The sequence below is a fragment of the Thauera propionica genome (genome assembly GCF_002245655.1).
GTDB classification, from domain to species: domain Bacteria; phylum Pseudomonadota; class Gammaproteobacteria; order Burkholderiales; family Rhodocyclaceae; genus Thauera; species Thauera propionica.
In genome coordinates, this window is sequence record NZ_NOIH01000009.1 from 111,631 (window position 1) to 133,794 (window position 22,164).

At 66.2% G+C, this 22,164-nt stretch carries 13 protein-coding genes; 7 read left to right on the forward strand and 6 right to left on the reverse strand.

The window, feature by feature from the left end; translation table 11 throughout:
• The first annotated feature begins 60 nt into the window (after positions 1–60).
• Positions 61–2,274, forward strand: coding sequence for a UvrD-helicase domain-containing protein (locus CGK74_RS09650; protein WP_094268272.1), 2,214 nt, complete (start codon positions 61–63; stop codon positions 2,272–2,274).
• Positions 2,275–2,295: 21 nt separating this feature from the next.
• On the opposite strand, the gene CGK74_RS09655 is transcribed toward CGK74_RS09650, so the two are convergent.
• Positions 2,296–3,075, reverse strand: coding sequence for a ParA family protein (locus tag CGK74_RS09655; protein ID WP_094268273.1), 780 nt, complete (start codon positions 3,073–3,075; stop codon positions 2,296–2,298).
• A gap of 310 nt (positions 3,076–3,385) precedes the next feature.
• Here CGK74_RS09655 and CGK74_RS09660 point away from each other — a divergent pair, with 310 nt between their 5' ends.
• The 3 genes from CGK74_RS09660 (at position 3,386) to CGK74_RS09670 (ending at position 7,967) form a co-directional block, all read left to right on the forward strand.
• Positions 3,386–5,674: an NADP-dependent malic enzyme gene (locus tag CGK74_RS09660; protein WP_094268274.1), complete on the forward strand. Its 2,289-nt coding sequence runs from the start codon at positions 3,386–3,388 to the stop codon at positions 5,672–5,674.
• A gap of 109 nt (positions 5,675–5,783) precedes the next feature.
• Positions 5,784–6,956 carry a phospholipase A gene (locus tag CGK74_RS09665; RefSeq protein ID WP_094268275.1) on the forward strand — a complete coding sequence of 391 codons (1,173 nt, stop codon included), beginning with the start codon at positions 5,784–5,786 and terminating at the stop codon, positions 6,954–6,956.
• A 36-nt stretch (positions 6,957–6,992) separates the two neighbouring features.
• Positions 6,993–7,967: a quinone oxidoreductase family protein gene (locus CGK74_RS09670; protein WP_094268276.1), complete on the forward strand. Its 975-nt coding sequence runs from the start codon at positions 6,993–6,995 to the stop codon at positions 7,965–7,967.
• A 10-nt stretch (positions 7,968–7,977) separates the two neighbouring features.
• Here CGK74_RS09670 and CGK74_RS09675 read toward each other — a convergent pair whose 3' ends face one another.
• Positions 7,978–9,078, reverse strand: coding sequence for an ABC transporter substrate-binding protein (locus CGK74_RS09675; RefSeq protein WP_094268277.1), 1,101 nt, complete (start codon positions 9,076–9,078; stop codon positions 7,978–7,980).
• A gap of 340 nt (positions 9,079–9,418) precedes the next feature.
• On the opposite strand from CGK74_RS09675, the gene CGK74_RS09680 reads away from it, so the two are divergent.
• Together CGK74_RS09680 and dnaE are read left to right on the forward strand one after the other, a co-directional pair.
• Positions 9,419–12,238: an ATP-binding protein gene (locus CGK74_RS09680; RefSeq protein WP_165770066.1), complete on the forward strand. Its 2,820-nt coding sequence runs from the start codon at positions 9,419–9,421 to the stop codon at positions 12,236–12,238.
• 38 nt (positions 12,239–12,276) lie between these two features.
• Positions 12,277–15,795, forward strand: coding sequence for a DNA polymerase III subunit alpha (dnaE, locus tag CGK74_RS09685; protein WP_094268279.1), 3,519 nt, complete (start codon positions 12,277–12,279; stop codon positions 15,793–15,795).
• 17 nt (positions 15,796–15,812) lie between these two features.
• Here dnaE and CGK74_RS09690 read toward each other — a convergent pair whose 3' ends face one another.
• The 4 genes from CGK74_RS09690 to CGK74_RS09705 form a co-directional block, all read right to left on the reverse strand.
• Positions 15,813–16,112 (reverse strand): acylphosphatase, encoded by a 300-nt coding sequence (locus CGK74_RS09690; RefSeq protein WP_094268280.1) that lies wholly within the window; start codon positions 16,110–16,112, stop codon positions 15,813–15,815.
• Entirely contained in the window at positions 16,105–17,796 is a 1,692-nt protein-coding gene (locus CGK74_RS09695) for a SulP family inorganic anion transporter (RefSeq protein ID WP_094268281.1), read from the reverse strand. Before CGK74_RS09695 ends, CGK74_RS09690 begins: the two co-directional genes overlap by 8 nt.
• Before the next feature lie 162 nt (positions 17,797–17,958).
• Positions 17,959–20,133 carry a methionine--tRNA ligase gene (gene metG / locus CGK74_RS09700; protein WP_094268298.1) on the reverse strand — a complete coding sequence of 725 codons (2,175 nt, stop codon included), beginning with the start codon at positions 20,131–20,133 and terminating at the stop codon, positions 17,959–17,961.
• Positions 20,134–20,242: 109 nt separating this feature from the next.
• A complete protein-coding gene (locus CGK74_RS09705) occupies positions 20,243–20,836 on the reverse strand; it encodes an OmpA family protein (RefSeq protein WP_094268282.1) in 594 nt (197 codons plus the stop codon).
• 201 nt (positions 20,837–21,037) lie between these two features.
• On the opposite strand from CGK74_RS09705, the gene apbC reads away from it, so the two are divergent.
• Positions 21,038–22,129, forward strand: coding sequence for an iron-sulfur cluster carrier protein ApbC (apbC, locus tag CGK74_RS09710; protein WP_094268299.1), 1,092 nt, complete (start codon positions 21,038–21,040; stop codon positions 22,127–22,129).
• Positions 22,130–22,164: the final 35 nt, after the last annotated feature.

The window sequence follows — 22,164 nt, forward strand, 5'->3', positions numbered from 1 at the left end:
AGCCCGCAAATCCGGCTGCGTCGTGCCGGTCTACAATGCGGTCCTCACGAAGGAACGCCGATGTCCAACCTCCTCGCCAATCTCAATACCGAACAACTGCAGGCCGTCACCCTGCCGCCGCAACATGCGCTGATCCTCGCCGGCGCCGGCTCGGGCAAGACGCGCGTGCTGACGACCCGCATCGCCTGGCTCATCCAGTCCGGCCAGGTCGACCCGGCCGGCATCCTCGCGGTCACCTTCACCAACAAGGCGGCCAAGGAAATGCTCGCCCGCCTCGCCACGATGCTGCCGGTGAGTACCCGCGGCATGTGGATCGGCACCTTCCACGGCCTGGCCAACCGCCTGCTGCGCGCCCACCACCGCGATGCGGGCTTGCCGCAGCTGTTCCAGATTCTCGATTCGGGCGACCAGCTCGCCGCCATCAAGCGCCTGCTGAAGACGCTCAACGTCGACGACGAGAAGTTCCCGCCGCGCGAACTGCAGCACTTCATCAACGGCCAGAAGGAGGCCGGCAACCGGCCGCATGCGGTCGAGGCCTGGGACGACTACACCCGCCAGCGCGTTCAGCTCTACCAGGAGTATGAAACACAGTGCCAGCGCGAGTCTGTTGTGGATTTTGCGGAGTTGCTGCTGCGCAGCTACGAGCTGCTCGAGCGCAACGAACCCCTGCGCCGCCACTACCAGCGCCGCTTCCGCCACATCCTGGTTGATGAGTTCCAGGACACCAACCGCCTGCAGTACCGCTGGCTGAGGCTCTTCGCCGACGAAGGGCGCGAGGGCGGCGCGGCGATGTTCTGCGTCGGCGACGACGACCAGAGCATCTACCGCTTCCGTGGCGCCGAGGTCGGCAACATGCGTGACTTCGAGCGCGAGTTCCGGGTGCAGAACGTGATCCGCCTGGAGCAGAACTACCGCTCGCACAGCAACATCCTGGACGCGGCCAATGCCATCATCCGCCACAACAGCAACCGCCTGGGCAAGAACCTGTGGACCGATCAGGGCGCGGGCGAGCCGATCCGCGTGTTCGAGGCCTTCTCGGATGGCGACGAGGCGCGCTGGATCGTCGAGGAGATCCAATCGCTGGTGCGCGACGGCGCGCTGCGCAGCGAGATCGCGCTGCTGTATCGCTCCAACGCGCAGTCGCGGGTGCTGGAGCACCAGCTGTTCTCTGCCGGCATTCCCTACCGCGTGTATGGTGGCCTGCGCTTCTTCGAGCGCCAGGAGATCAAGCACGCGCTTGCCTACCTGCGCCTGATTGCCAACCCGGATGACGACACGTCTTTCGCGCGGGTGGTGAACTTCCCCACTCGCGGCATCGGCGCGCGTTCGCTCGAGGTGCTGACCGACGCCGCGCGCGTCTACAACACCAGCCTGTACGCGACCGTGCCGCATCTCACCGGCAAGCCGGGTACCTCGCTGGCGCAGTTCGTGCGCCTGGTCGAGGACCTGCGCCGCGACACCGCCAGCCTGCCGCTGCCCGAGCTGGTCGACCACGTGCTCGACCTCAGTGGTCTGCGCGCGCACTACAAGGCCGACAAGGAAGGCCGCGAGCGGCTGGAGAACCTGGACGAACTGATCAACGCCGCAGCCAACTTCCTCGCCGAGTCGCAGGTCGATGCCGAAGTGCTTGCGCAGCCGCACGCGCTGCTGGCGGACTTCCTCTCCCACGCCTCGCTGGAGGCCGGCGACCACCAGGCCGACCAGGGCGCCGATGCCGTGCAGCTGATGACGGTGCACTCGGCCAAGGGCCTGGAGTTCAACGTCGTCTTCCTGTCCGGGCTGGAGGAGGGCCTGTTCCCACACGAGAACAGCATCCTCGAGACCGACGGCCTGGAGGAGGAGCGCCGGCTTATGTACGTGGCGGTGACGCGGGCGCGCGAGCGGCTGTACCTTTCCTTCGCGCAGAGCCGCATGCTGCATGGCCAGACGCGCTACAACCTGCGTTCGCGCTTCCTGGAGGAGATTCCGGCGGAGCTGACCAAATGGCTCACGCCGCCGAACCCGCGTTCGGCAGCGGGCGGGGCGATGGGCGGCATGGGCGGGGGCTACTTCAAGCCCTCATCCGCCCCGCAGGTGCAGCGCGCGCCGCGGCCGGCCTTCGCCACGCTGCCCAATGGATTGCGCATCGGGCAGTCGGTCAGTCACGCGAAGTTCGGCCAGGGCGTGATCGTCGCTGCCGAGGGCAGTGGCGCGGACGCCAAGGTGCAGATCAACTTCGGCCCCGCCGGCGTCAAATGGCTGTTGCTGGCGGTGGCGAAGCTGGAGCCGGTGTAAGCCCGGCTCTGGCATGACGACTCAGGCGCCGTACTTGCGCGCCAGGGTGTCGTGCAGCGCGACGAACTCCTGCGACAGCTTGTGCTTCGGGTCGAGATGGATCATCGGCTTCGCCTGTTCGTGCGACTCCTTGATCTTCACCGAGGCTGACAGGTAGGGCTGCAGCACCGGCAGGCCTTCGTCGACCAGTTCTTGCACCACCTTCTGCGGCAGGCTGGCGCGCGGCTGGAACTGGTTGACCACGATGCCCTCGACCTGAAGGTCGCGGTTGTGGTCCGACTTGATCTCCTGCACGTTCTCGAGCAGCGAATACAGCGCCTTGCGCGAGAACTCGTCGCAGTCGAACGGGATCAGGCAGGCATCGGCCGCGATCAGCGCAGAGCGCGTGAAGAAATTGAGTGCCGGCGGCGTGTCGATGAACACGCAGTCGTATTCCTCGGCCAGTTCGTTGAGCGCATCGCGCAGCTTGTAGATCTTGTAGCGCGACTCGAGCTTGCTCTGCAGTTCCTCGAGCAGCGGGTGCGAGGGCATCACGTGCAGGCGCTCGAACGGGGTCGCGACGACGAACTCGGCGGTGTCGCGCGGGTTGAGCTTGAAGTTCAGCGTCTGGTCGAAGAAGTCGGCGAGCGTGGCGTCGAGATCATCCACCGCAGCCCCCAGCAGATACTGGGTCGAGTTGCCCTGCGGGTCGAGGTCGACCACGAGGGTGCGCTTGCCCTGCTGCGCACTGATCGCGGCCAGGTTGCAGGTAATCGTCGACTTGCCGACGCCGCCCTTCTGATTGAAAACCACACGTCGCATGCTTCACTCCCTCCGTCGGAGCCCGCATTCTGCCAAAAATGCGCTCGCAGAAGGGGTTTGGCGCCGAAGTCCGGGGGCACCGCGCCGTCATCGCACGTGCCAAAGCAGGGTGGCTGCGGTAAACTTCCGCGGCGTCAATCGTGGGTAAACCCGATGCCCGCAGCGGACCGAGGCGTGGCGCACAGACCGATAACAACAAACGTCCGAAAGAATCGAGCCGCGCCTGCCCGTCCCGGGCAGTGCGCCGCAAGTGGGCTCGTCGCCCATTCCAACCAATAAGACATGCCTCAATTTCACGAGGGGAGAACACATGGATCAGGATTTCATCGCCGCAGCGCTCGACTATCACCGTTCGCCGACGCGGGGCAAGATTTCGGTCGTTCCTACCAAGGGCCTGACCAACCAGCGCGACCTCGCGCTTGCCTATTCGCCGGGCGTGGCGGCTGCGTGCGATGCCATCGTCGCCGATCCGGCCGAAGCCTTCGAGCTCACCAGCCGCGGCAACCTCGTCGCGGTGGTGACCAACGGCACCGCGGTGCTGGGCTTGGGCAACATCGGCCCGCTCGCCTCCAAACCGGTGATGGAAGGCAAGGGTTGCCTGTTCAAGAAGTTCGCCAACATCGACGTGTTCGACATCGAACTGGCAGAGAACGACCCGGACAAGCTGATCGAGATCATCGCCGCGCTCGAACCCACGCTGGGTGGCATCAACCTCGAGGACATCAAGGCGCCCGAGTGCTTCTACATCGAGAGGAAGCTGCGCGAGCGCATGAAGATCCCGGTCTTCCATGACGACCAGCACGGCACCGCCATCATCTCCGCAGCGGGCCTCATCAACGGCCTGAAGGTGGTCGGCAAGGACATCGACAAGGTCAAGCTGGTGTGCTCCGGCGCCGGCGCTGCCGCCATCGCCTGCCTCGACCTGATGGTCAGCGTGGGCATGAAGCGCGAGAACATCACCGTCTGCGACTCCAAGGGCGTTATCTACGAAGGCCGCGAGGCCAACATGGAGCCGACCAAGGCCCGCTACGCGCAGAAGACCGAAGGTCGCACGCTGGGCGACGTGATCGTCGGCGCCGACGTCTTCCTGGGGTTGTCTACCGCCGGCGTGCTCAAGCCCGAGATGGTCGCGAAGATGGCCGACAAGCCGCTGATTTTCGCCCTGGCGAACCCGAACCCCGAGATCCTGCCGGCCGATGCCAAGGCCGTGCGCCCGGATTGCGTGATCGCCACCGGCCGGTCGGATTTCCCGAACCAGGTCAATAACGTGCTGTGCTTCCCCTTCATCTTCCGCGGTGCGCTGGACGTGGGCGCGACCACGATCAACGAGGAGATGAAGCTAGCCTGCGTGAAGGCGATCGCCGAACTGGCAGAAGCCGAGGCCAGCGACATCGTCGCCAGCGCCTACGGCGGCCAGGAACTGAGCTTCGGCCCCGAGTACATCATCCCGAAGCCTTTCGACCCGCGCCTGATCGTCAAGATCGCGCCGGCGGTGGCCAAGGCGGCGATGGAGTCCGGCGTGGCGACCAAGCCGATCGAGGATTTCGATGCCTACGTGTCGAGCCTGAACGCGTTCGTCTACCAGTCCGGCATCGTCATGAAGCCGGTGTTTTCCGCCGCCAAGGCGGTGCCGGCCGAGCACAAGCGCGTGATCTACGCCGAGGGCGAGGATGAGCGCGTGCTGCACGCCGTGCGCGTGGTGCTGGACGAGGGCGTCGCGCGTCCGATTCTGATCGGCCGCCCCGAAGTCATCGAGATGCGGATCAAGAAGATCGGCCTGAACCTGCAGCCCGGCCGCGATTTCGAGATCGTCAATCCCGAGTCCGACCCGCGCTACCGCGAGCTGTGGACCGAGTACTACAAGCTGATGAGCCGCGACGGCGTCACGCCTGATCTCGCCAAGGCCAAGATCCGCCGCGACACGACGCTGATCGGGGTCATGCTGCTGCGCCGTGGCGACGCCGACGCGCTGGTGTGCGGCACCTTCGGCACCTACGAGTACCACCTCAAGCAGGTCGAGGACGTGATCGGGCTGGCGCCCGGCGCCAAGCAGTTCGCGGCGATGAACCTGCTGCTGCTGACCAAGCGCATGCTGGCCGTCACCGACACCTATGTGAACGAGAACCCGAGCGCCGAGGAAGTCGCCGAGATCGCCCGCATGGCGGCCGAGGAACTGCGCCGTTTCGGTATCGAGCCCAACGTCGCGCTGCTGTCGCACTCCAACTTCGGCAGTTCGAGCTCGGCCTCGGCGCGCAAGATGCGCCGTGCCTGCGAGATCCTGCACGAGACCGCGCCCGACCTGAACGTCGACGGCGAGATGCACGGTGATGCCGCCTTGTCGGCGGAGATCCGCGACAAGCTGCACCCGGACTCGCGCCTCAAGGGCGACGCCAACCTGTTGGTGATGCCCAACCTCGACGCCGCCAACATCTCCTTCAACCTGATGAAGATGGCCAACGGCGACGGCGTGTCGGTGGGGCCGATCCTGCTCGGCGCGGCCAAACCGGTACACATCCTGACCCCGTCGGCCACGGTGCGCCGCCTGGTCAACATCACCGCGCTGGCGGTGGTGGATGCGCAGGAGTCGCGCGCGCGCTGAGCGCTGGCGGCGTGCCGCCCACCAGGGCGGCCGCCGACACGAATCTTCACCAACCCGCGAACGGGCAGCCCTTATCATGGCTGCCCGTTTTCAATTGCCGGTCCAGAAAATGCATTCTTCGCCGATCTTCCGTTGCGCGATCTTCCTCGCCGGGTTGCTGGTTTGCGTGCCTGCAATGGCCTCGGCCTGGCTGCTGGCCTCGCCGGAGCCGCGTGTGGTGCCGGGCAGCAGCTTCAGCGTGCTGGTCATCGCGCCGCCCGACGGTGCGGCGTTGCCCGATCGCCTGCCCGCGCAGATCGAGCTGCCCGACGGCGGTCCGCGGATTGCGCTCGAACTGGCGGCGGCCGGACCCGCTGACGAACGCAGCCGGCAGCGGCGCTACGTCGGGCGCTGGCCGGAGGAGGTGCTCGGTTTTGCGACCCTGTCGCTGGTGGACGCGGCGTCGGCCCGCATCGTGCTCGATGCCGGCGCGGCGAGCCGTACGCCGGTGCAGACCGCACAGTCCGGCACCGTGGCCTCGCGCGGCGAGGTGATCCCGGCCGCGGCGTCGTCCGATACGGCGGTCGAGGCCTCGGCGCTGGGTTTCCACGAGCCGATGTATTTCCTCGTCGGCGGCGAAGACCCGGTCTCCGCGCGCTTCCAGTTCAGCTTCCGCTACCGTTTGTTCGACGACCACGGTGTGGTGGGCGAGCATTTCCCGGTGGTGCGCGGGCTGTACTTCGGTTTCACCCAGACCTCGCTGTGGGACCTGCAGTCCGACTCCAAGCCCTTCCGTGATTCGAGCTTCCGTCCCGCGCTGTTCTACCGCTGGCGCCTGTCCGACCCCGAGCGCGGCGGCTTCGTCGCCCTGTCGGGCGGCTACGAGCATGAATCGAACGGCAAGGACGACGAATCCTCGCGCAGCATCGACACGCTGTTCCTGAAGGCCGAGGGCCGCTACTACCTCGAGGATGGTCTGACCTACTTCGGTATCGAGCCCAAGGTGTGGACCTATCTCGACCGCGATGACAATCCGGACATCGCCCGCTACCGTGGCTATGCGGAACTCGGGCTGCGGCTCGGACGCGAGGACGGGCTGATGCTGACCTCCTTGCTGCGCCGGGGAACGGCCGGCAAGATGCGTCGCCAGTTCGATCTTTCCTATCCCCTGCGCCGCAGCATCTTTTCGGGTGTGGGGGCCTTCGCCCATCTGCAGTACCTGAGCGGTTACGGCGAGACCCTGCTCGATTACAACGAGAAGAGCGACGGCCAGTGGCGCATCGGCTTTTCGCTGGTGCGCTGAGATGTCCCCAACCCCAACCGAACGAAGGAGACAGACATGATCCATGCAATCCGCTTCCACCGCACAGGCGGCCCCGAGGTGCTGCAGTGGGAGGCCGTTGAGCTGCCGGTGCCGGGCGCCGGTGAGGTCCGTGTGCGGCACCATGCGGTGGGCCTGAACTTCATCGACACCTACCACCGCAGCGGGCTCTACCCGTTGCCGCTGCCTTCCGGCCTGGGCATGGAGGCCGCCGGCGTGGTCGAGGCGGTGGGCGAGGGCGTGACGGAACTGGCGGTCGGCGACCGCGTGGCCTATACGAGCGGGCCGCTAGGGGCCTATGCCGAGGCGCGCAACATCGAGGCGCGCCACCTCGTGCATCTGCCGGATGCGATTTCCTTCGAGCAGGGCGCAGCGATGATGCTGCAGGGGGTCACCGCGCACTATCTGTTGCACAGCACCTATCCGGTGAAGGCGGGCGAGACCATTCTGGTCCACGCCGCTGCGGGTGGGGTGGGCTCGATCCTGGTGCAGTGGGCGAAGCTGCTTGGCGCCACCGTGATCGGCACCGTGGGCAATGACGACAAGGCCGCGCAGGCGAAGGCGCTGGGCTGCGACCAGGTCATCGTCTATTCGCGCGAACGCTTCCCTGAGCGCGTGCGCGAGCTGACCGGCGGCAAGGGCGTGGCCGTCGTGTACGACTCAGTCGGCCGCGACACCTTCCTCGATTCCGTGTCCTGCCTGCAGCGGCGCGGCGTGATGGTGAGCTTCGGCAACGCCACCGGTCCGGTGGCGCCGTTCGATTGCGCATTGCTGGCGCGTTCGGGTTCAGTCTACGTCACCCGCCCCGGCCTGCTGGACTACATCGCCACGCGCGAGGAACTGGTGCAGCGCTGCGCCGAGCTGTTCGAAGTCGTCGGTTCGGGCAAGGTGCGCATCGCGATCAATCAGCGCTACGCGCTGAAGGACGCCGCGCAGGCGCACAGCGACCTCGAAGGGCGCAGGACGACAGGCTCGACCATCCTGCTGCCCTGATCCCGGCAGATCACTCGATCTGTTCGTAGCGGCCGTCGCGGATCTGGGTGAAATACACCGTCCGCGGCGTGTCGCCATAGGCGTCGAAGCTGATCGTCTGCTGCAGACCCTCGAAGGGCGCGTACTTCACCAGTGCCTGCTTCAGCGTCTCGCCTTCCGTGCGCTTCTCCATTGCGTCGAAGACCGCGGTGGCCGCGTCGTAGGCGAGCACCGAGCTGTAGCCGGGATCACGCTGAAAACGTTTGAAGTAGGCGTCGCGGAAGGCGAGGTAGCGTGCCGATCGATCCTCGCGGTTGAAGTTCTGGACGATCAGCAGGCCTTCGAGCGCCTTGCCGCCAAGTTCGATCAGTTTTTCGCTGGCCGCCCATTCCGTCGCGGCAATTGGCAGCTTGGGCGCGAGTCGTTTGGCCTGTTCGCACAGCCGGCTGAGGTCGACCGCCGCGGCGATGAACAGCAGCCCGTCGGGCCTGGGTGCCAGCATCTTCGTCACGATGTCGGCGAAGCCGGCGTCGGGCATCGACTCGAAGGGTACGGCGATGATTGTCTCGCCGCCGATCTCCGCAAAAGCGGCCTTGAATTCGTTCAGCCACGACTCGGTGAAGCTGCGGTTGCGCACGTCGAAGGTGGCGGCAATGCGGCGTTGGCCACGCTGGTAGAGCTTGGCTGCATAGTCACGTGCGTTGTCGCGCGTGGTGCGGTTGATGCGGAACAGATAGTCGTCGTTGCCGACGAAGTCCATCGAGGTGATGGTGGGACTGACCATCACTACCCCGGCCTGGTTGATATGGGGCAACGCAGCGGCTGCCATCGAACTGGCGAAGGGGCCGATCACGGCTGCGACCCGGTTTTCGATCAATTCCTTGGTGCCTCTGGTGGCGACTTCCATGTCCTGGGCGTCGTCACGCACGATGAGTTCGATCGTTCGGCCGCGAATCCCGCCTGCTGAATTGCGCTGTTCGACCGCAAGCTGTACGGCGTTGCGTCCTGCCTCGCCGACGTCGGAGGCCCGGCTGCTCAGGCCGCCGAGGAAGCCGATGCGGACCGGCTCGGCCGGCTGGCAGCCGAGCAGGGCGAGGCTTGCAAGGGCAACTGCGGTAAGTGGGTGATGCATCGTCGGACTCCAGCGAAAACGGGATGCGACGATACTAGCAAGGCGCCATCCCGGAGATTGTTAATATCTAGTAAAGTGAGAAAAACAGCACAAATGATGGATGTTTGTGCTGTTAACCTCCGGGCGTGGCGAGCCAGCGTGGCGTTCCCGATCCGGCATTGGCAATCTACGCGCCGTGCCTGATACGGTTCCCTTCAAGCAGCCTCCACCCAACGCCCGATCCGACGTCGACTGTCCACGGACACATGGTTCAACTTGCGTGCATGCCCTCCATCGATGCTGCCGGCCCCGGCCGTTCAGCGGCGATGCCCATCGGGCAGGGGCAAACGAGGTCGTGCAGATGAACCCGCATGCACGTGCCGGATCCCGACGACACTGGTCCCTGAGGGCCCGGCTTCTGGTGCTGGGGCTTGCACCCCTGCTGGTGGTGCTCCCGGCCATCATGGCGGTGCTGGTGTTCTGGGGAGGGAGCTACTTCGACAGCATCGTGGTGGCCAACGCCAAGAGCCATCTGGCCGGGGCTCAGGGCTACCTTGAAGACGTGCGTCGACAAAGCGAAGAGCGCATCGATCAACTCGCGGAGTCGGTTCCGATGATCCGCCTGGTGAGCGATCCGGAGCGTAGCGGGGACTTGGCCGCCATTCTCGCGGGTCGTGCGAATACGGCCGGGCTCGATTTTCTCGTGCTTGCGACGGTCGATGGCGAGGTGCTGGCGAGCAGTTCGGGGCGCCCGTCCGGCGCCCCACTGCCACGGAGCTTCTCGATCCGTCAGGCACGGCAGGGGGTCACGACGGCGGCTTTCGAGCGCATGAGTCCGACGCAGCTTGCCGCCATCGACCCAGCCTTGCCGCAGCGAGCCCGCATCCTCACGCCGCCCGGGCAGATCGTCGATGGCCGGTACGGGATCGAAGAGCGGGGTTTCCTCATGACCGTCGCTGCGCCCATCCCGTCGCGTATCGACGGGCGCGCCTTGATCCTCTTCGGCGGACTGCTGTTGAGTGCGAACAACGCGCTGGTCGATCACATCAAGGACATCGTCTTTCCGCGCGGGACCCTGCCGGACAACACCGAAGGTGCCGCCACGCTGTTCCTTGACGATCGGCGGGTTGCGACGACCGTGAGGCTGCCCGGTGGCGAGCGCGCCCTCGGTACCTTCGCATCGGCCGATGTTTTCAGGCAGGTCTTCGAGCAGGGCAATATCTGGCTCGACCGCGCGCAGGTGGTGGACGATTGGATGGTGTCCGGCTACGCGCCGATCAACAACGGCGACGGCGAACGCATCGGCATGCTTTTCGTCGGTTTCCCGGAAGGACCATACAAGCGCGAGAAGACGACGATCTTCGGCATCGTCGGAGGGCTCTTCCTGCTGCTGACACTCCTGCTGTCGGTGTTCTACGTGGTGTGGTCGCGCCGTATCACCCGACCGCTCGCGCAGATCATGGACACGATGAGTGCGGCAGCGGCGGGAAACATGAATGCGCGGGTGGACGCTCTCGGGCAACAGGATGAGATCGGGCGGCTCGGTGAGCACTTGAACTACATGCTTGACGCCCTGACCGAACAGACTGCCCGCCGTCGGACCCTGTTCGACAACATGCGTGACGGACTCGTCCTGATGGACGTCGGCGGTGCGGTGGTCGAGTGCAACCGCCAGTTTGCGGCCCTGCTTGGCTACACGCCTGAGGAGGTGCTGGGTCTGCACATCTGGGACTGGGACCGCAATTTCCCGCGCGAGGAGCTGCTCGCGATGCTCGCGAAGGCCGACCATTTCGTGAGCCTGCTCGAGACCGTGCAGACGCGCAGGGATGGCAGTCAGTTCGTGGCCGAGGTGTCTTCCAGCCGCGTCGACTGGGGAGGCCGGGCCTACGTGCTCGCGATGGAGCGCGACATTACCGAGCGCAAACGCGGGGAGGCCGAGCTGGAGCGACACCGCAACAGCCTTGAGGCGATGGTCGAGGAGCGTACCGCGGCGCTGGCCGAGGCGCGTGACCAGGCCGAGGCGGCCAACCGGGCCAAGAGCGCCTTCCTGGCCAACATGAGCCATGAGATTCGCACGCCGATGAATGCGATCATCGGCCTGTCCGAGGTGCTGTTCCGCGAAAGCGGCGACCCGGCGGTCGTCGATCGCGTCGGCAAGATCAACGGCGCCGCCCATCACCTGCTCGGCATCATCAATGACATCCTCGACCTGTCGAAGATCGAGGCCGACAAGCTCGAGATCGAGAAGGTCGACTTTGAGCTGGCCGGCATCATTGACAGCGCCGAAGCGCTGGTGCGTGAGCGGGCTGACGAGAAGGGGCTGAAGATCAGCCATGAGATCGACACGGCCTTGCCGGCGTCGCTGGTGGGCGACCCGATGCGCATCAGCCAGGTGCTCGTCAATTTCCTTTCGAACGCGGTCAAGTTCGCGGACGACGGCGAGATCGTCGTGCGCGCCCGCAAGCTCGAAGAGGACGAGGCCGGGGTGTGGATGCGTCTGGAGGTGGCCGACCAGGGCATCGGTATCAGTGCCGAGCAGCAGGCGCGCCTGTTTGCCGCCTTCGAGCAGGCGGACGGCTCGACTACGCGCAAGTACGGCGGTACCGGCCTCGGCCTGGCGATCAGCAAGCGGCTGGTGAGCCTGATGGGCGGTCAGATCGGTGTCGACAGTGTGCCGGGCGAGGGCAGCACGTTCTGGATCAGCGTGCCGCTGGGGCGCGGCGGGAAGCTGACGTCCCCGGGCGGTGATGCTGCGAAGATGAGCGCGCAGCAGCTGCAGGGCATCTTGCGCGAGACCCATGCCGGGCGGCGCATCCTGCTGACCGAGGACAACAAGATCAACCAGGAGGTGGCCAAGGCCCTGCTGGGGCGCGTGGGCCTGGTCGTCGATGTCGCGGAGAACGGCCAGGTCGCCGTCGATTGCGTGGAGAAGAACGACTACGACCTGGTGCTGATGGACATGAGCATGCCGGTGATGGACGGCCTTGAGGCTTCGCGCCGGATCCGCCGCCTGCCGGGCAAGGGCGGCGACGCGCTGCCGATCATCGCGATGACCGCGAACGCCTTCGAGGACGACCGCCAGGCCTGTGTCGATGCCGGCATGAACGACCACGTCGCCAAGCCGGTGACGCCGGACAAGCTCTACGCTGCCCTGTTGCGCTGGTTGCCGACTGCCGCTTAGCAGGATGAAGGCGGGCGAGCTCGGGTAAAATTCGGTCCATGACCACCGACCCGAATTCCCCCGCCGTTTCGCCGCACCAGCCGCGCTTCGTCCATCTTCGTCTCCACTCCGAATACTCGATCACCGACGGCATCGTCCAGATCGATCAGGCCGTCGCGGCCGCAGCCGATGACGGCATGCCGGCGCTCGGCATCTCCGACCTGGCGAACCTGTTCGGCATGGTCAAGTTCTACAAGACCGCCCGTGGCAAGGGCGTCAAGCCCATCGTCGGTGTCGATGCATGGATCCAGAACGAGGCCGAACGCGACAAACCTCACCGCGTCCTGCTGATCTGCAAGAACCGCGCGGGCTATGGCCAACTGTGCGAACTGCTGACGCGTGCCTATCTCGACAACAAGTACCGCGGCCGTGCCGAGATGCGGCGCGAATGGTTCGAGAATGGCGCCGCGAGCGAGCTTCTGTGCCTGTCGGGTGGGCTGCACGGCGACATCGGCGTGGCGATCGCCGCGGGCAATCGCGAGCTGGCAACGCAACTTGCGGCCGAGTGGGCGCGGCTGTTCCCCGACGCCTTCTACCTCGAGATCCAGCGCGCGGGCCATCCGGGCACCGAGGCGTACATCCGCCATGCGCTCGACATCGCCGGCGAACTGGGAATTCCGGTGGTGGCGACCCACCCGGTGCAGTTCCTCAAGCGCGAGGACTTCCAGGCGCACGAGGCGCGGGTCTGCATCGCCCAGGGCTATGTGCTGGCCGACAAGCGCCGGCCGCGCGACTTTACGGAGGAGCAGTACCTCAAGAGCCAGGCCGAGATGTGCGAACTGTTCGCCGACATCCCGGAGGCGCTCGAGAACGCGGTCGAGATCGCCCGCCGCTGCTCGCTGACGGTACAGCTGGGCAAGAACTTCCTGCCGCTGTTCCCGACGCCGGAAGGCATGACGCTGGACGACTTCCTGGTGCAGGAGGCCAAGGCCGGGTTGGAGAAGCGCCTAGCGCAGCTCTACCCTCATCCCGAGGAGCGCGAGAAGCAACGCCCGCGCTATGAGGAGCGGCTCAAGTTCGAGACCGACACCATCATCCAGATGGGTTTCCCGGGCTACTTCCTGATCGTTGCCGACTTCATCCGCTGGGGCAAGAAGAACGGCGTTCCCGTTGGTCCCGGCCGTGGCTCGGGCGCGGGCTCGCTGGTCGCCTACTCGCTGGACATTACCGACCTCGACCCGCTGGAGTACGCGCTGCTGTTCGAGCGTTTCCTGAACCCGGAGCGGGTGTCGATGCCCGACTTCGATATCGACTTCTGCCAGGACAACCGTTACCGCGTCATCGAGTACGTGCGCGAGCGCTATGGCAAGGACGCGGTGAGCCAGATCGCCACCTTCGGCACGCTGGCCTCCAAGGCGGTTGTACGCGACGTCGGCCGGGTGCTCGACATGCCCTACGGCCTGTGCGACCGCCTGTCCAAGCTGATTCCGATCGAAGGGGCCAAGCCCGTCTCGCTGAACAAGGCCTACGAGATGGAGCCGCAGATCGGCGAGATGATGAAGGACGGTAACGACGGCGAGGCCGTGCAGACCCTGTGGGGCCTGGCGCAGCCGCTCGAGGGCCTGACCCGTGGCGTCGGCATGCACGCCGGCGGCGTGCTGATCGCGCCCGGCAAGCTCACCGACTTCTGCCCGCTCTACATCGCCGACGGCGACGACGCCACGCCGGTGTCGCAGTTCGACAAGGACGACGTCGAAGCCGTAGGCTTGGTCAAGTTCGACTTCCTCGGCCTGCGCAACCTCACCATCATCGAGCTGGCGCTGGAGTACATCGAGCGAATGACGGGCAGCCGGCCCGACCTGATGAGTCTCGGCTTCGAAGACCCGGCCGCCTACCAGATCCTGAAGGACGCCAACACCACGGCGATCTTCCAGGTCGAATCGGACGGCATGAAGAAGCTGCTCAAGAAGCTCGCCCCCGACCGCTTTGAAGACATCATCGCGGTGCTCGCGCTCTATCGTCCCGGCCCGCTCGGCTCGGGCATGGTGGATGACTTCATCCTGCGCAAGAAGGGCCAGCAGGAGATCGACTACTTCCACCCCGACCTGAAAGCCTGCCTGGAGCCGACCTACGGCGTCATCGTGTACCAGGAACAGGTGATGCAGATCTCCCAGATCATCGGGGGCTACACGCTGGGCGGCGCCGACATGCTGCGCCGCGCGATGGGCAAGAAGAAGCCCGAGGAGATGGCCAAGCACCGCGCCACGATCGCCGAGGGCGCCAAGCAGAAGGGCTACGACCCGGCACTCGCCGAGCAGCTCTTCGACCTGATGACCAAGTTCGCGGAGTACGGCTTCAACAAGTCGCACACCGCCGCCTATGCGGTCGTCACCTACCACACCGCCTGGCTCAAGGCACACCACTGCGCGGCCTTCATGGCGGCGACGATGTCGTCCGACCTGGACAACACCGACACGGTCAAGATCTTCTACGAGGACACGGTCGCCAACGGCATCGCGGTGCTGCCGCCGGACGTGAACGAATCCGACTACCGCTTCGTGCCGGTGGACCGCAAGACGATCCGCTACGGCCTGGGCGCGGTGAAGGGGGTAGGCGAGCCGGCGGTGCGGGCGATCCTGGCGGCGCGCGAGAAAGCCGGTGCCTTCCGCGACCTGTTCGAGTTCTGCGAGCGGATCGACCGCCGCATGGTGAACCGCCGCGTCATCGAGGCGCTGATCCGCGCTGGGGCGATGGATACGCTGTCCGGCCACAAGGGCCTCGACCGCGCCCAGCTGATGGCCACCGTGGCTCTGGCGATGGAAGCGGCCGAACAGGCGGCGGCCAACGCGATGCAGGGCGGCCTGTTCGACATGATGCCCGAGGCCGCCGGCGCGGCGCCCGAGTTCGCGAAGATCCGCCCCTGGACCGAGCGCGAGCGCCTCAAGGAAGAGAAGCTCGCGATCGGCTTCTTCCTCTCCGGCCATCCGTTCAACGCCTTCAAGCCCGAGGTGCGTCGCTTCGTGCGCCGCACCCTGGCCCAGCTCGAGCCTTCGCGCGACATCACCATGCTGGCTGGCGTGGTCATGGAGACGCGGACCAAGATGGGCAACCGCGGCAAGATGGCTTTCGTGCTGCTCGACGACGGCACCCAGCCGCGCGAGGTCATGGTGTATTCCGAAGTGCTCGACGCCAATCGCGGCAAGATCGTTACCGACGAGGTGCTGGTGGTGGAAGGCAAGATCAGCAACGACGAGTTCTCGGGCGGGCTGCGCATCATCGCCGACCGCCTGCTGACGCTGGGCGAGGCGCGCAGTCGTTTTGCGCGCGCCCTGCAGTTGCGCATCAACGGCGAGGTCGGGAGTAGTGGCGGCGCGGCGGCCGCGGCCGGCAAGCTGCAGACCCTGCTCGAACCTTTCCGTGAGGGCGGCTGCCCGATCCGGGTCAGCTACCGCAACGCCGCGGCCGAGGCCGAACTGCCCTTCGGCGACGGCTGGCGCGTGCGGCTGGACGATGCGCTGCTGGAGAGCCTGCGCGAATGGCTGCCGCCGGAGGCAGTGGAAGTGATCTACCCTGCCTGAGGCCCGGAGCGGGCGCCTCAGGCGCTCGGGCGCTGTTCGAAGCCGTCTGTCGGTTCCTCGTCGGCCACGCTGATCTCGATGCGCAGCACCTGGGCCTTCGGCGGCCCCACCTGAGCCCAATCGATGAAGTCGTCGATCGCCGCCTGAATGCCGATGACCAGGGCTTCCACACTGCCGTCGTGACGGTTGCGCACCCAGCCGCGCAGGCCCAGCCGACTGGCCTCGGTCTGTGCGCTGGCGCGATACCACACGCCCTGCACCCGCCCGTGGATGCTCAGGCGGCGGGCGACGATCTCGACGTCCTTGTCTTCAGGCATAGGCGACCTCCGGGCTCTTGCCGCTGAGCCATTGCGCGCGCAGCAGGGCGTCGGTGATGTTGGCGGTGACGTTCTCGTCGCCGAGGCTCTCCATGAAGCCGGAGCGGAACACCAGCGAGCCGGGCTGCGAGTTCAGTCCGCACAGGATGAGGTGCGCGCCGCGCTTCTGCAGGTTGCGGTGCAGGGTCTGCAGAATGTCCAGCCCGGTGGTGTCGAGGTTGATGACTTTGTCGAGGTCGAGGATCACCACGTCGGGGTGGCCGTGCTGCATCAGCAGCAGGTTCTCGAGCTTGTTGGCGGCGCCGAAGAACAGGCTGCCGAACATCTTGTAGGCCAGGATGCGGGGCGTGCCGTCCTCGCGTGAAAGCGCCTTGATACCGTAGTGCTCCTCCAGCGCCACACGCTCGATGCGGGTCAGGTCGGACATGCGGTAGATGAAGAACAGGCTCGCGAGCACCATGCCCAGTTCGACCGCCAGGGTGAGGTCGAACACCACGGTGACGAAGAAGGTGCCGAGCAGGATGGTGCGGTAGTTCAGCGAATAGCGCGCCAGCTCCTTGGGCGCGAAGGCGTGCCATTCGCCCATGTTGATCGACACGATGACGACGATGGCCGACAGCGTGGCGAGTGGGATATTGCTGGCCAGCGGCGCCAGCGCCAGCACGATGGCCAGCAGCACCAGCGCATGCAGGATGCCCGCGACCGGGGTGCGGCCGCCGGTGCGGATGTTGGTGGCGGTGCGGGCGATGGCGCCGGTGGCGGCGAAGCCGCCGAACAGCGGCGCGGCGACGTTGGCGATGCCTTGCGCCATGAGTTCCTGGTTGGGGTCGTGGCGGTCGTCGATCTGGCTGTCGGCGACGCGGGCGGACAGCAGCGACTCGATGGCGCCCAGCAGCGCGATGGTGATGGCAGGCGTCACCAGCTTGCCCAGCGTGCCCAGGCTCAGTTCCGGCAGTCCGATGCTCGGCAGTTCCTGCGGGATGCCGCCAAAACGGCTGCCGATGGTGTCCACCGGCAGCGCGAACAGGGTGTTGATCGCCGTCATGGCGATCAACACCGCCAGCGGCCCGGGAAGGCGTGCCATCCAAGCGACCTTCTTCGCCTGCCGGTTCCAGGCCAGCAGCACGACCAGCGACACGACGGCAACGGCGACGGTCGGCAGGTCGATCGTCGGTAGCGCGGCCCACAGCGCTTCCATCTTGGCGAAGAACTCGCCCGGCAGGTTGTCGATCTTGAGGCCGAGGAAGTCCTTGATCTGAGAGATGAAGATGACGACGGCGATGCCGTTGGTGAAGCCGATGACGACCGACAGCGGGATGAAGCGGATCATGTTGCCCAGGCGCAGCGCACCCATCGCGAACAGCAGGATGCCCGACATCATCGTGGCGATCAGCAGGTTCTGCACGCCATGGTCGACGACGATCGCGTAGATGATCGGGATGAAGGCGCCGGTGGGGCCGCCGATCTGCACGCGCGAGCCGCCCAGCAGCGAGATCAGCAGGCCGGCGACGATGGCGGTCCAGATGCCGGCGGTGGGCGACATGCCCGAGGCGATGGCGAAGGCCATGGCCAGCGGCAGCGCGAGCACGCCGACGGTGATGCCGGCGGAAAGGTCCTGGGTGAAAACTGCCCGGCCGTAGCCGGGCAGGGTATCGAGGAGTTTGGGTCTGAACTGGATCTTCATGCTGTCTCCGCTTCGAATGGGAACGAGGCTTGCGTGGCTGCCCGTCGGGGCGGCGCTACGGAGACAGGCGCCCTCGACCTGCGCGATGCAGGATGATCCAGCGTTTCGAGGGCGTCAGCGGCATGGTCTCAGGGTTCCTGTGCCGGGCTGTGGATCAGCATGTCACTTCACCCGCATGCCCGGTTCTGCGCCCGCATCCGGTGACAGGATGTAGAGGCCGCCGGTCTTGCCTTCCGGGTCGGAGGCGGCCAGCACCATGCCTTCGCTCATGCCGAACTTCATCTTGCGCGGCGCGAGGTTGGCGACCATCACCGTCATGCGGCCGATGAGCGTCGCCGGATCGTAGGCCGACTTGATGCCGGCGAAGACCTGGCGCGGCTTGGCATTGCCGGCTTCGTCGGTCTCGCCAATGTCGAGCTGCAGGCGGATCAGCTTGTCGGCACCTTCGACGTGCTCGGCATTGACGATGCGGGCGATGCGCAGGTCGACCTTGGTGAAGTCGTCGATCGAGATGTGGGGTGATGCCGTCTCGGCCGCCTGCGCGGCGTGCTGCTGCTTCTCGGCGTGGCGCTGCTGGGAAGACGCCGCCTTGGCATCCTTCGCCTCCTTCGGCGGGGCGGCGGGGGCGAGTGATTCGCGGTTGGCGTCGAGCAGCGCGTCGATCTGCTTGCGCTCGACGCGAGTCATCAGGTGGCTGTACGCCTGGATGGCGTGGCCCTCGGGCAGCGGCGCCCACTCGCCCTGCCAGTCCATCGTCGGGATGGCGAGGAAGGCCTCGACCTGCGCGGCCAGCGCCGGCAGCACCGGCTTGAGGTAGCGGGTGAGGTCGCGGAACATCGTCAGCGCGGTGCTGCACACCGTGTGCAGGTGCGCTTCCTGGCCTTCCTGCTTGGCGAGTTCCCACGGCTTGTGGTCGTTGACGTACTGGTTGGCGACATCGGCCAGGCGCATGATCTCGCGCAGCGCGCGGCTATAGTCACGCTCGTCATAGGCGCTGGTGATGCGGCCGTCGCCCCAGGCAGCGGCGAAATCGGCACAGGCGGCGGCGTCCACCTCGCCCAGCTTGCCGTCGAAGCGCTTGCCGATGAAGCCGGCGCAGCGGCTAGCGATGTTCACGAACTTGCCGACGAGGTCGGAATTGACCTTTGCGATCATGTCGTCGAGGTTGAGGTCGACGTCTTCCATTGTGCCGTTGGATTTCCCCGCGAAGTAGTAGCGCAGCCACTCGGGGTTGAGCTTCTGCGCGATGTAGGAGTGCGCGGTGATGAAGGTGCCGCGGCTCTTGCTCATCTTGGCGCCGTCCACGGTGAGAAAGCCGTTGACGCACAGCTGGCTCGGCGTGTTGTAGCCGGCGAACTTCAGCATCGCCGGCCAGAACAGGGCGTGGAAGTAGAGGATGTCCTTGCCGATGAAGTGCACCATCTCGGTGCCGGCCGCGGCGGCGCGGGCGGCGTCGGTGTAGTCCTCGACGGCAATCGCCTCGCCGGCGGCGGCGCGCTTCTCGGCGAGGTTGCGGAAGCTGGCGAGGTAGCCGATCGGCGCATCCAGCCACACGTAGAAGTACTTGCCTGGCGCGCCCGGGATCTCGAAGCCGAAGTAGGGCGCGTCGCGCGAGATGTCCCAGTCGGAGAGCTTGTTTTCGCCTTCCTCGCCGAGCCACTCCTTCATTTTGTTGGCGGCTTCCATCTGCAGGCGGCGCTCGCCGGCGGCGTTGGTGCCGCGCGTCCATTCGCGCAGGAACGCCACCGCGCGCTCGTCCGAGAGCCGGAAGAAATAGTGCTCCGAAGTCTTCAGCACCGGCTTGGCGCCGGACACCGCGGAGTAGGGGTTCTTGAGCTCGGTGGGAGCGTAGGCCGCGCCGCAGGCCTCGCAGTTGTCGCCGTACTGGTCGGCCGCGCCGCACTTGGGGCATTCGCCCTTGATGAAGCGGTCGGGTAGGAACATTTCCTTGACCGGGTCGTAGTACTGCTCGATCGAGCGCGTGTCGATCAGGCCGCCGGTCTTCAGCTTGCCGTAGATGTCCTCGGCGTAGAAGCGGTTCTCGGGGCTGTGCGTGGAATGGTAGTTGTCGAAGGCGACGCCGAAGGCGGTGAAGTCACGCAGGTGTTCGCCATGCACGCGGTCGATGAGTTGCTCGGGGGTGAGGCCTTCCTTCTCGGCGCGCAGCATCACCGGCGTGCCATGGGTGTCGTCCGCGCAGACGTAGTGCACCGAATGGCCCCGCATGCGCTGGTAGCGCACCCAGATGTCGGCCTGGATGTAACCCACCAGGTGGCCGAGGTGGATGTCGCCGTTGGCGTAGGGCAGGGCGTTGGTGACGAGGATCTTGCGGGGCATGGTCTGTTCGGCGCGAATCAAAGAGCGCAAGTTTAGCAAAGCGCAGGCCTGACTGCCCCGCCGCTTGCGGGCACGCCCGGTCCCGCCTGGGCGTGCCGTGCCGCATCCTTCAGCGTGCCGCGCGCAGCAGCAGTTCGACGCGCCGGTTGCGCGCGCGCCCCTCTTCGGTGGCGTTGCTGGTGAGCGGGTCGGCCTCGCCGCGGCCGTCGGCGGTGAGGCGCTCGAAGGCGATGCCGCGCCCGGCCAGGTAGGCGACAACCGCTTCGGCACGGTCGATCGACAGGCGCAGGTTGACCATCTCGCTGCCCTGGCTGTCGGTGTGCCCGACGACCTTTATGGCGACACCCGCTTCGCTGGCCAGCGCGGGCGCGATCGTGTCGAGTGCGGCGGCAAGCGAGGGGCGGATCACCGTGCTGCCGGAAGCGAAGCCGTCGGCGACCGGAATCTCGATCTTGAGACCCTGCGCGTCGCCCGCGCCGACGGTGACGCCGGGGGTGTTGCGCGTGGCCTCGTTGAGCGTCATACGCAGGCGCGCCCATTCCGGGGCGGGCGCGGCCTGGCGGACGAGGGCGTGGCGGTGGATCGGGTCGTCGGTGGCTGGGCTGGCAGCCGAAGTTTCAGGCGTACCCGGCGTGGCGCAGGCGGACATCAGCGCCGCGGCGGCGAGGGGGGCAAAAAAGGATGGACGGGAGCGAAGGTTCATTGCGGCGGATGGATCGTTGAACGCGGCCAAGGCCTGTGCGGGTGCGGCGAAGACTGGCGCGGATGGCGTTGCTGCCCGCCTCGCGCTCGGCCCGGGCTCGGGAAACCCTGATGGTAGCGCGGATGAGCGATCGCACGCGCTCAGGTATGATTCTGCCGTCTCCACCCCATGGCGGGTGCTCCGATTATCGAGGAAAACGCGATGAGTCTTGACCAGCAAACCGTTACCGAAGCGCTCAAGCAGGTGATCGATCCCAATACCGGCAAGGATTTTGTCTCCACCCGCTGCATCCGCAACCTGGTGGTGGAGGGCGGCAACGTCGCCTTCGAGGTCGAACTCGGTTATCCGGCGAGGAGCCAGCACGAGCCGATCCGGGTACTGCTGGCGAATGCACTGGCAGGGCTACCGGGCATCGGCCGCGTAGACATCAAGGTCAGCAGCAAGGTGGTGGCGCATGCCGTGCAGCATGGCGTGAAGCTGCTACCGGGAGTGCGCAACATCATCGCCGTGGCCTCGGGCAAGGGCGGCGTCGGCAAGAGCACGACCGCGGTCAACCTGGCGCTGGCGCTGGCGGCCGAAGGTGCGCGCGTCGGCATCCTGGACGCGGACATCTACGGTCCGTCGCAGCCGCAGATGCTCGGCATCGGCGACCAGCGCCCGATGTCGGACGACGGCAAGACGATGATTCCGCTCGAGGCCTATGGCATCCAGGCGATGTCGATCGGCTTCCTGATCGAGGCGGACACGCCGATGGTGTGGCGCGGACCGATGGCGACGCAGGCGCTGAACCAGATGCTGAAGGACACGGCCTGGGACGACCTCGACTACCTGGTGATCGACATGCCGCCGGGCACGGGCGACATCCAGCTTACGCTGTCGCAGAGCGTGCCGGTGACCGGCGCGGTGATCGTCACGACGCCGCAGGACATCGCGCTGCTCGATGCGCGCAAGGGACTGAAGATGTTCGAGAAGGTCGGCGTGCCCATCCTCGGCGTGGTCGAGAACATGAGCATCCACATCTGTTCGAAGTGCGGCCACGAGGAGCACATCTTCGGCCAGGGCGGCGGCGAGAAGATGTGTGCCGACTACGACATTCCCTTCCTCGGCGCGCTGCCACTGGACATCCAGATCCGCTCGGAGGCCGACAGCGGCGCGCCGACCGTGGTCGCCGATCCTGACGGGCGCATCGCCGCAACCTACAAGCAGATCGCGCGCAAGGTGGCGGTGCGCATCGCCGAGAAGTCGAAGGACATGACGCACAAGTTCCCGAACATCGTCATCAAGAACAGCTGATCGGACACCGTAGCGTCCGTCCTGCCGCAGGGGCG

What these genes read in the sequence shown, in the direction of transcription:
- CGK74_RS09660 (WP_094268274.1), top strand. Translation starts at nt 3,386, where the DNA reads ATGGATCAGGATTTCATCGCCGCAGCGCTCGACTATCACCGTTCGCCG.
- CGK74_RS09655 (WP_094268273.1), bottom strand. Translation starts at nt 3,075, where the DNA reads ATGCGACGTGTGGTTTTCAATCAGAAGGGCGGCGTCGGCAAGTCGACG.
- CGK74_RS09670 (WP_094268276.1), top strand. Translation starts at nt 6,993, where the DNA reads ATGATCCATGCAATCCGCTTCCACCGCACAGGCGGCCCCGAGGTGCTG.
- CGK74_RS09690 (WP_094268280.1), bottom strand. Translation starts at nt 16,112, where the DNA reads ATGCCTGAAGACAAGGACGTCGAGATCGTCGCCCGCCGCCTGAGCATC.
- dnaE (WP_094268279.1), top strand. Translation starts at nt 12,277, where the DNA reads ATGACCACCGACCCGAATTCCCCCGCCGTTTCGCCGCACCAGCCGCGC.
- CGK74_RS09680 (WP_165770066.1), top strand. Translation starts at nt 9,419, where the DNA reads ATGAACCCGCATGCACGTGCCGGATCCCGACGACACTGGTCCCTGAGG.
- CGK74_RS09665 (WP_094268275.1), top strand. Translation starts at nt 5,784, where the DNA reads ATGCATTCTTCGCCGATCTTCCGTTGCGCGATCTTCCTCGCCGGGTTG.
- CGK74_RS09705 (WP_094268282.1), bottom strand. Translation starts at nt 20,836, where the DNA reads ATGAACCTTCGCTCCCGTCCATCCTTTTTTGCCCCCCTCGCCGCCGCG.
- CGK74_RS09675 (WP_094268277.1), bottom strand. Translation starts at nt 9,078, where the DNA reads ATGCATCACCCACTTACCGCAGTTGCCCTTGCAAGCCTCGCCCTGCTC.
- CGK74_RS09695 (WP_094268281.1), bottom strand. Translation starts at nt 17,796, where the DNA reads ATGAAGATCCAGTTCAGACCCAAACTCCTCGATACCCTGCCCGGCTAC.
- apbC (WP_094268299.1), top strand. Translation starts at nt 21,038, where the DNA reads ATGAGTCTTGACCAGCAAACCGTTACCGAAGCGCTCAAGCAGGTGATC.
- CGK74_RS09650 (WP_094268272.1), top strand. Translation starts at nt 61, where the DNA reads ATGTCCAACCTCCTCGCCAATCTCAATACCGAACAACTGCAGGCCGTC.
- metG (WP_094268298.1), bottom strand. Translation starts at nt 20,133, where the DNA reads ATGCCCCGCAAGATCCTCGTCACCAACGCCCTGCCCTACGCCAACGGC.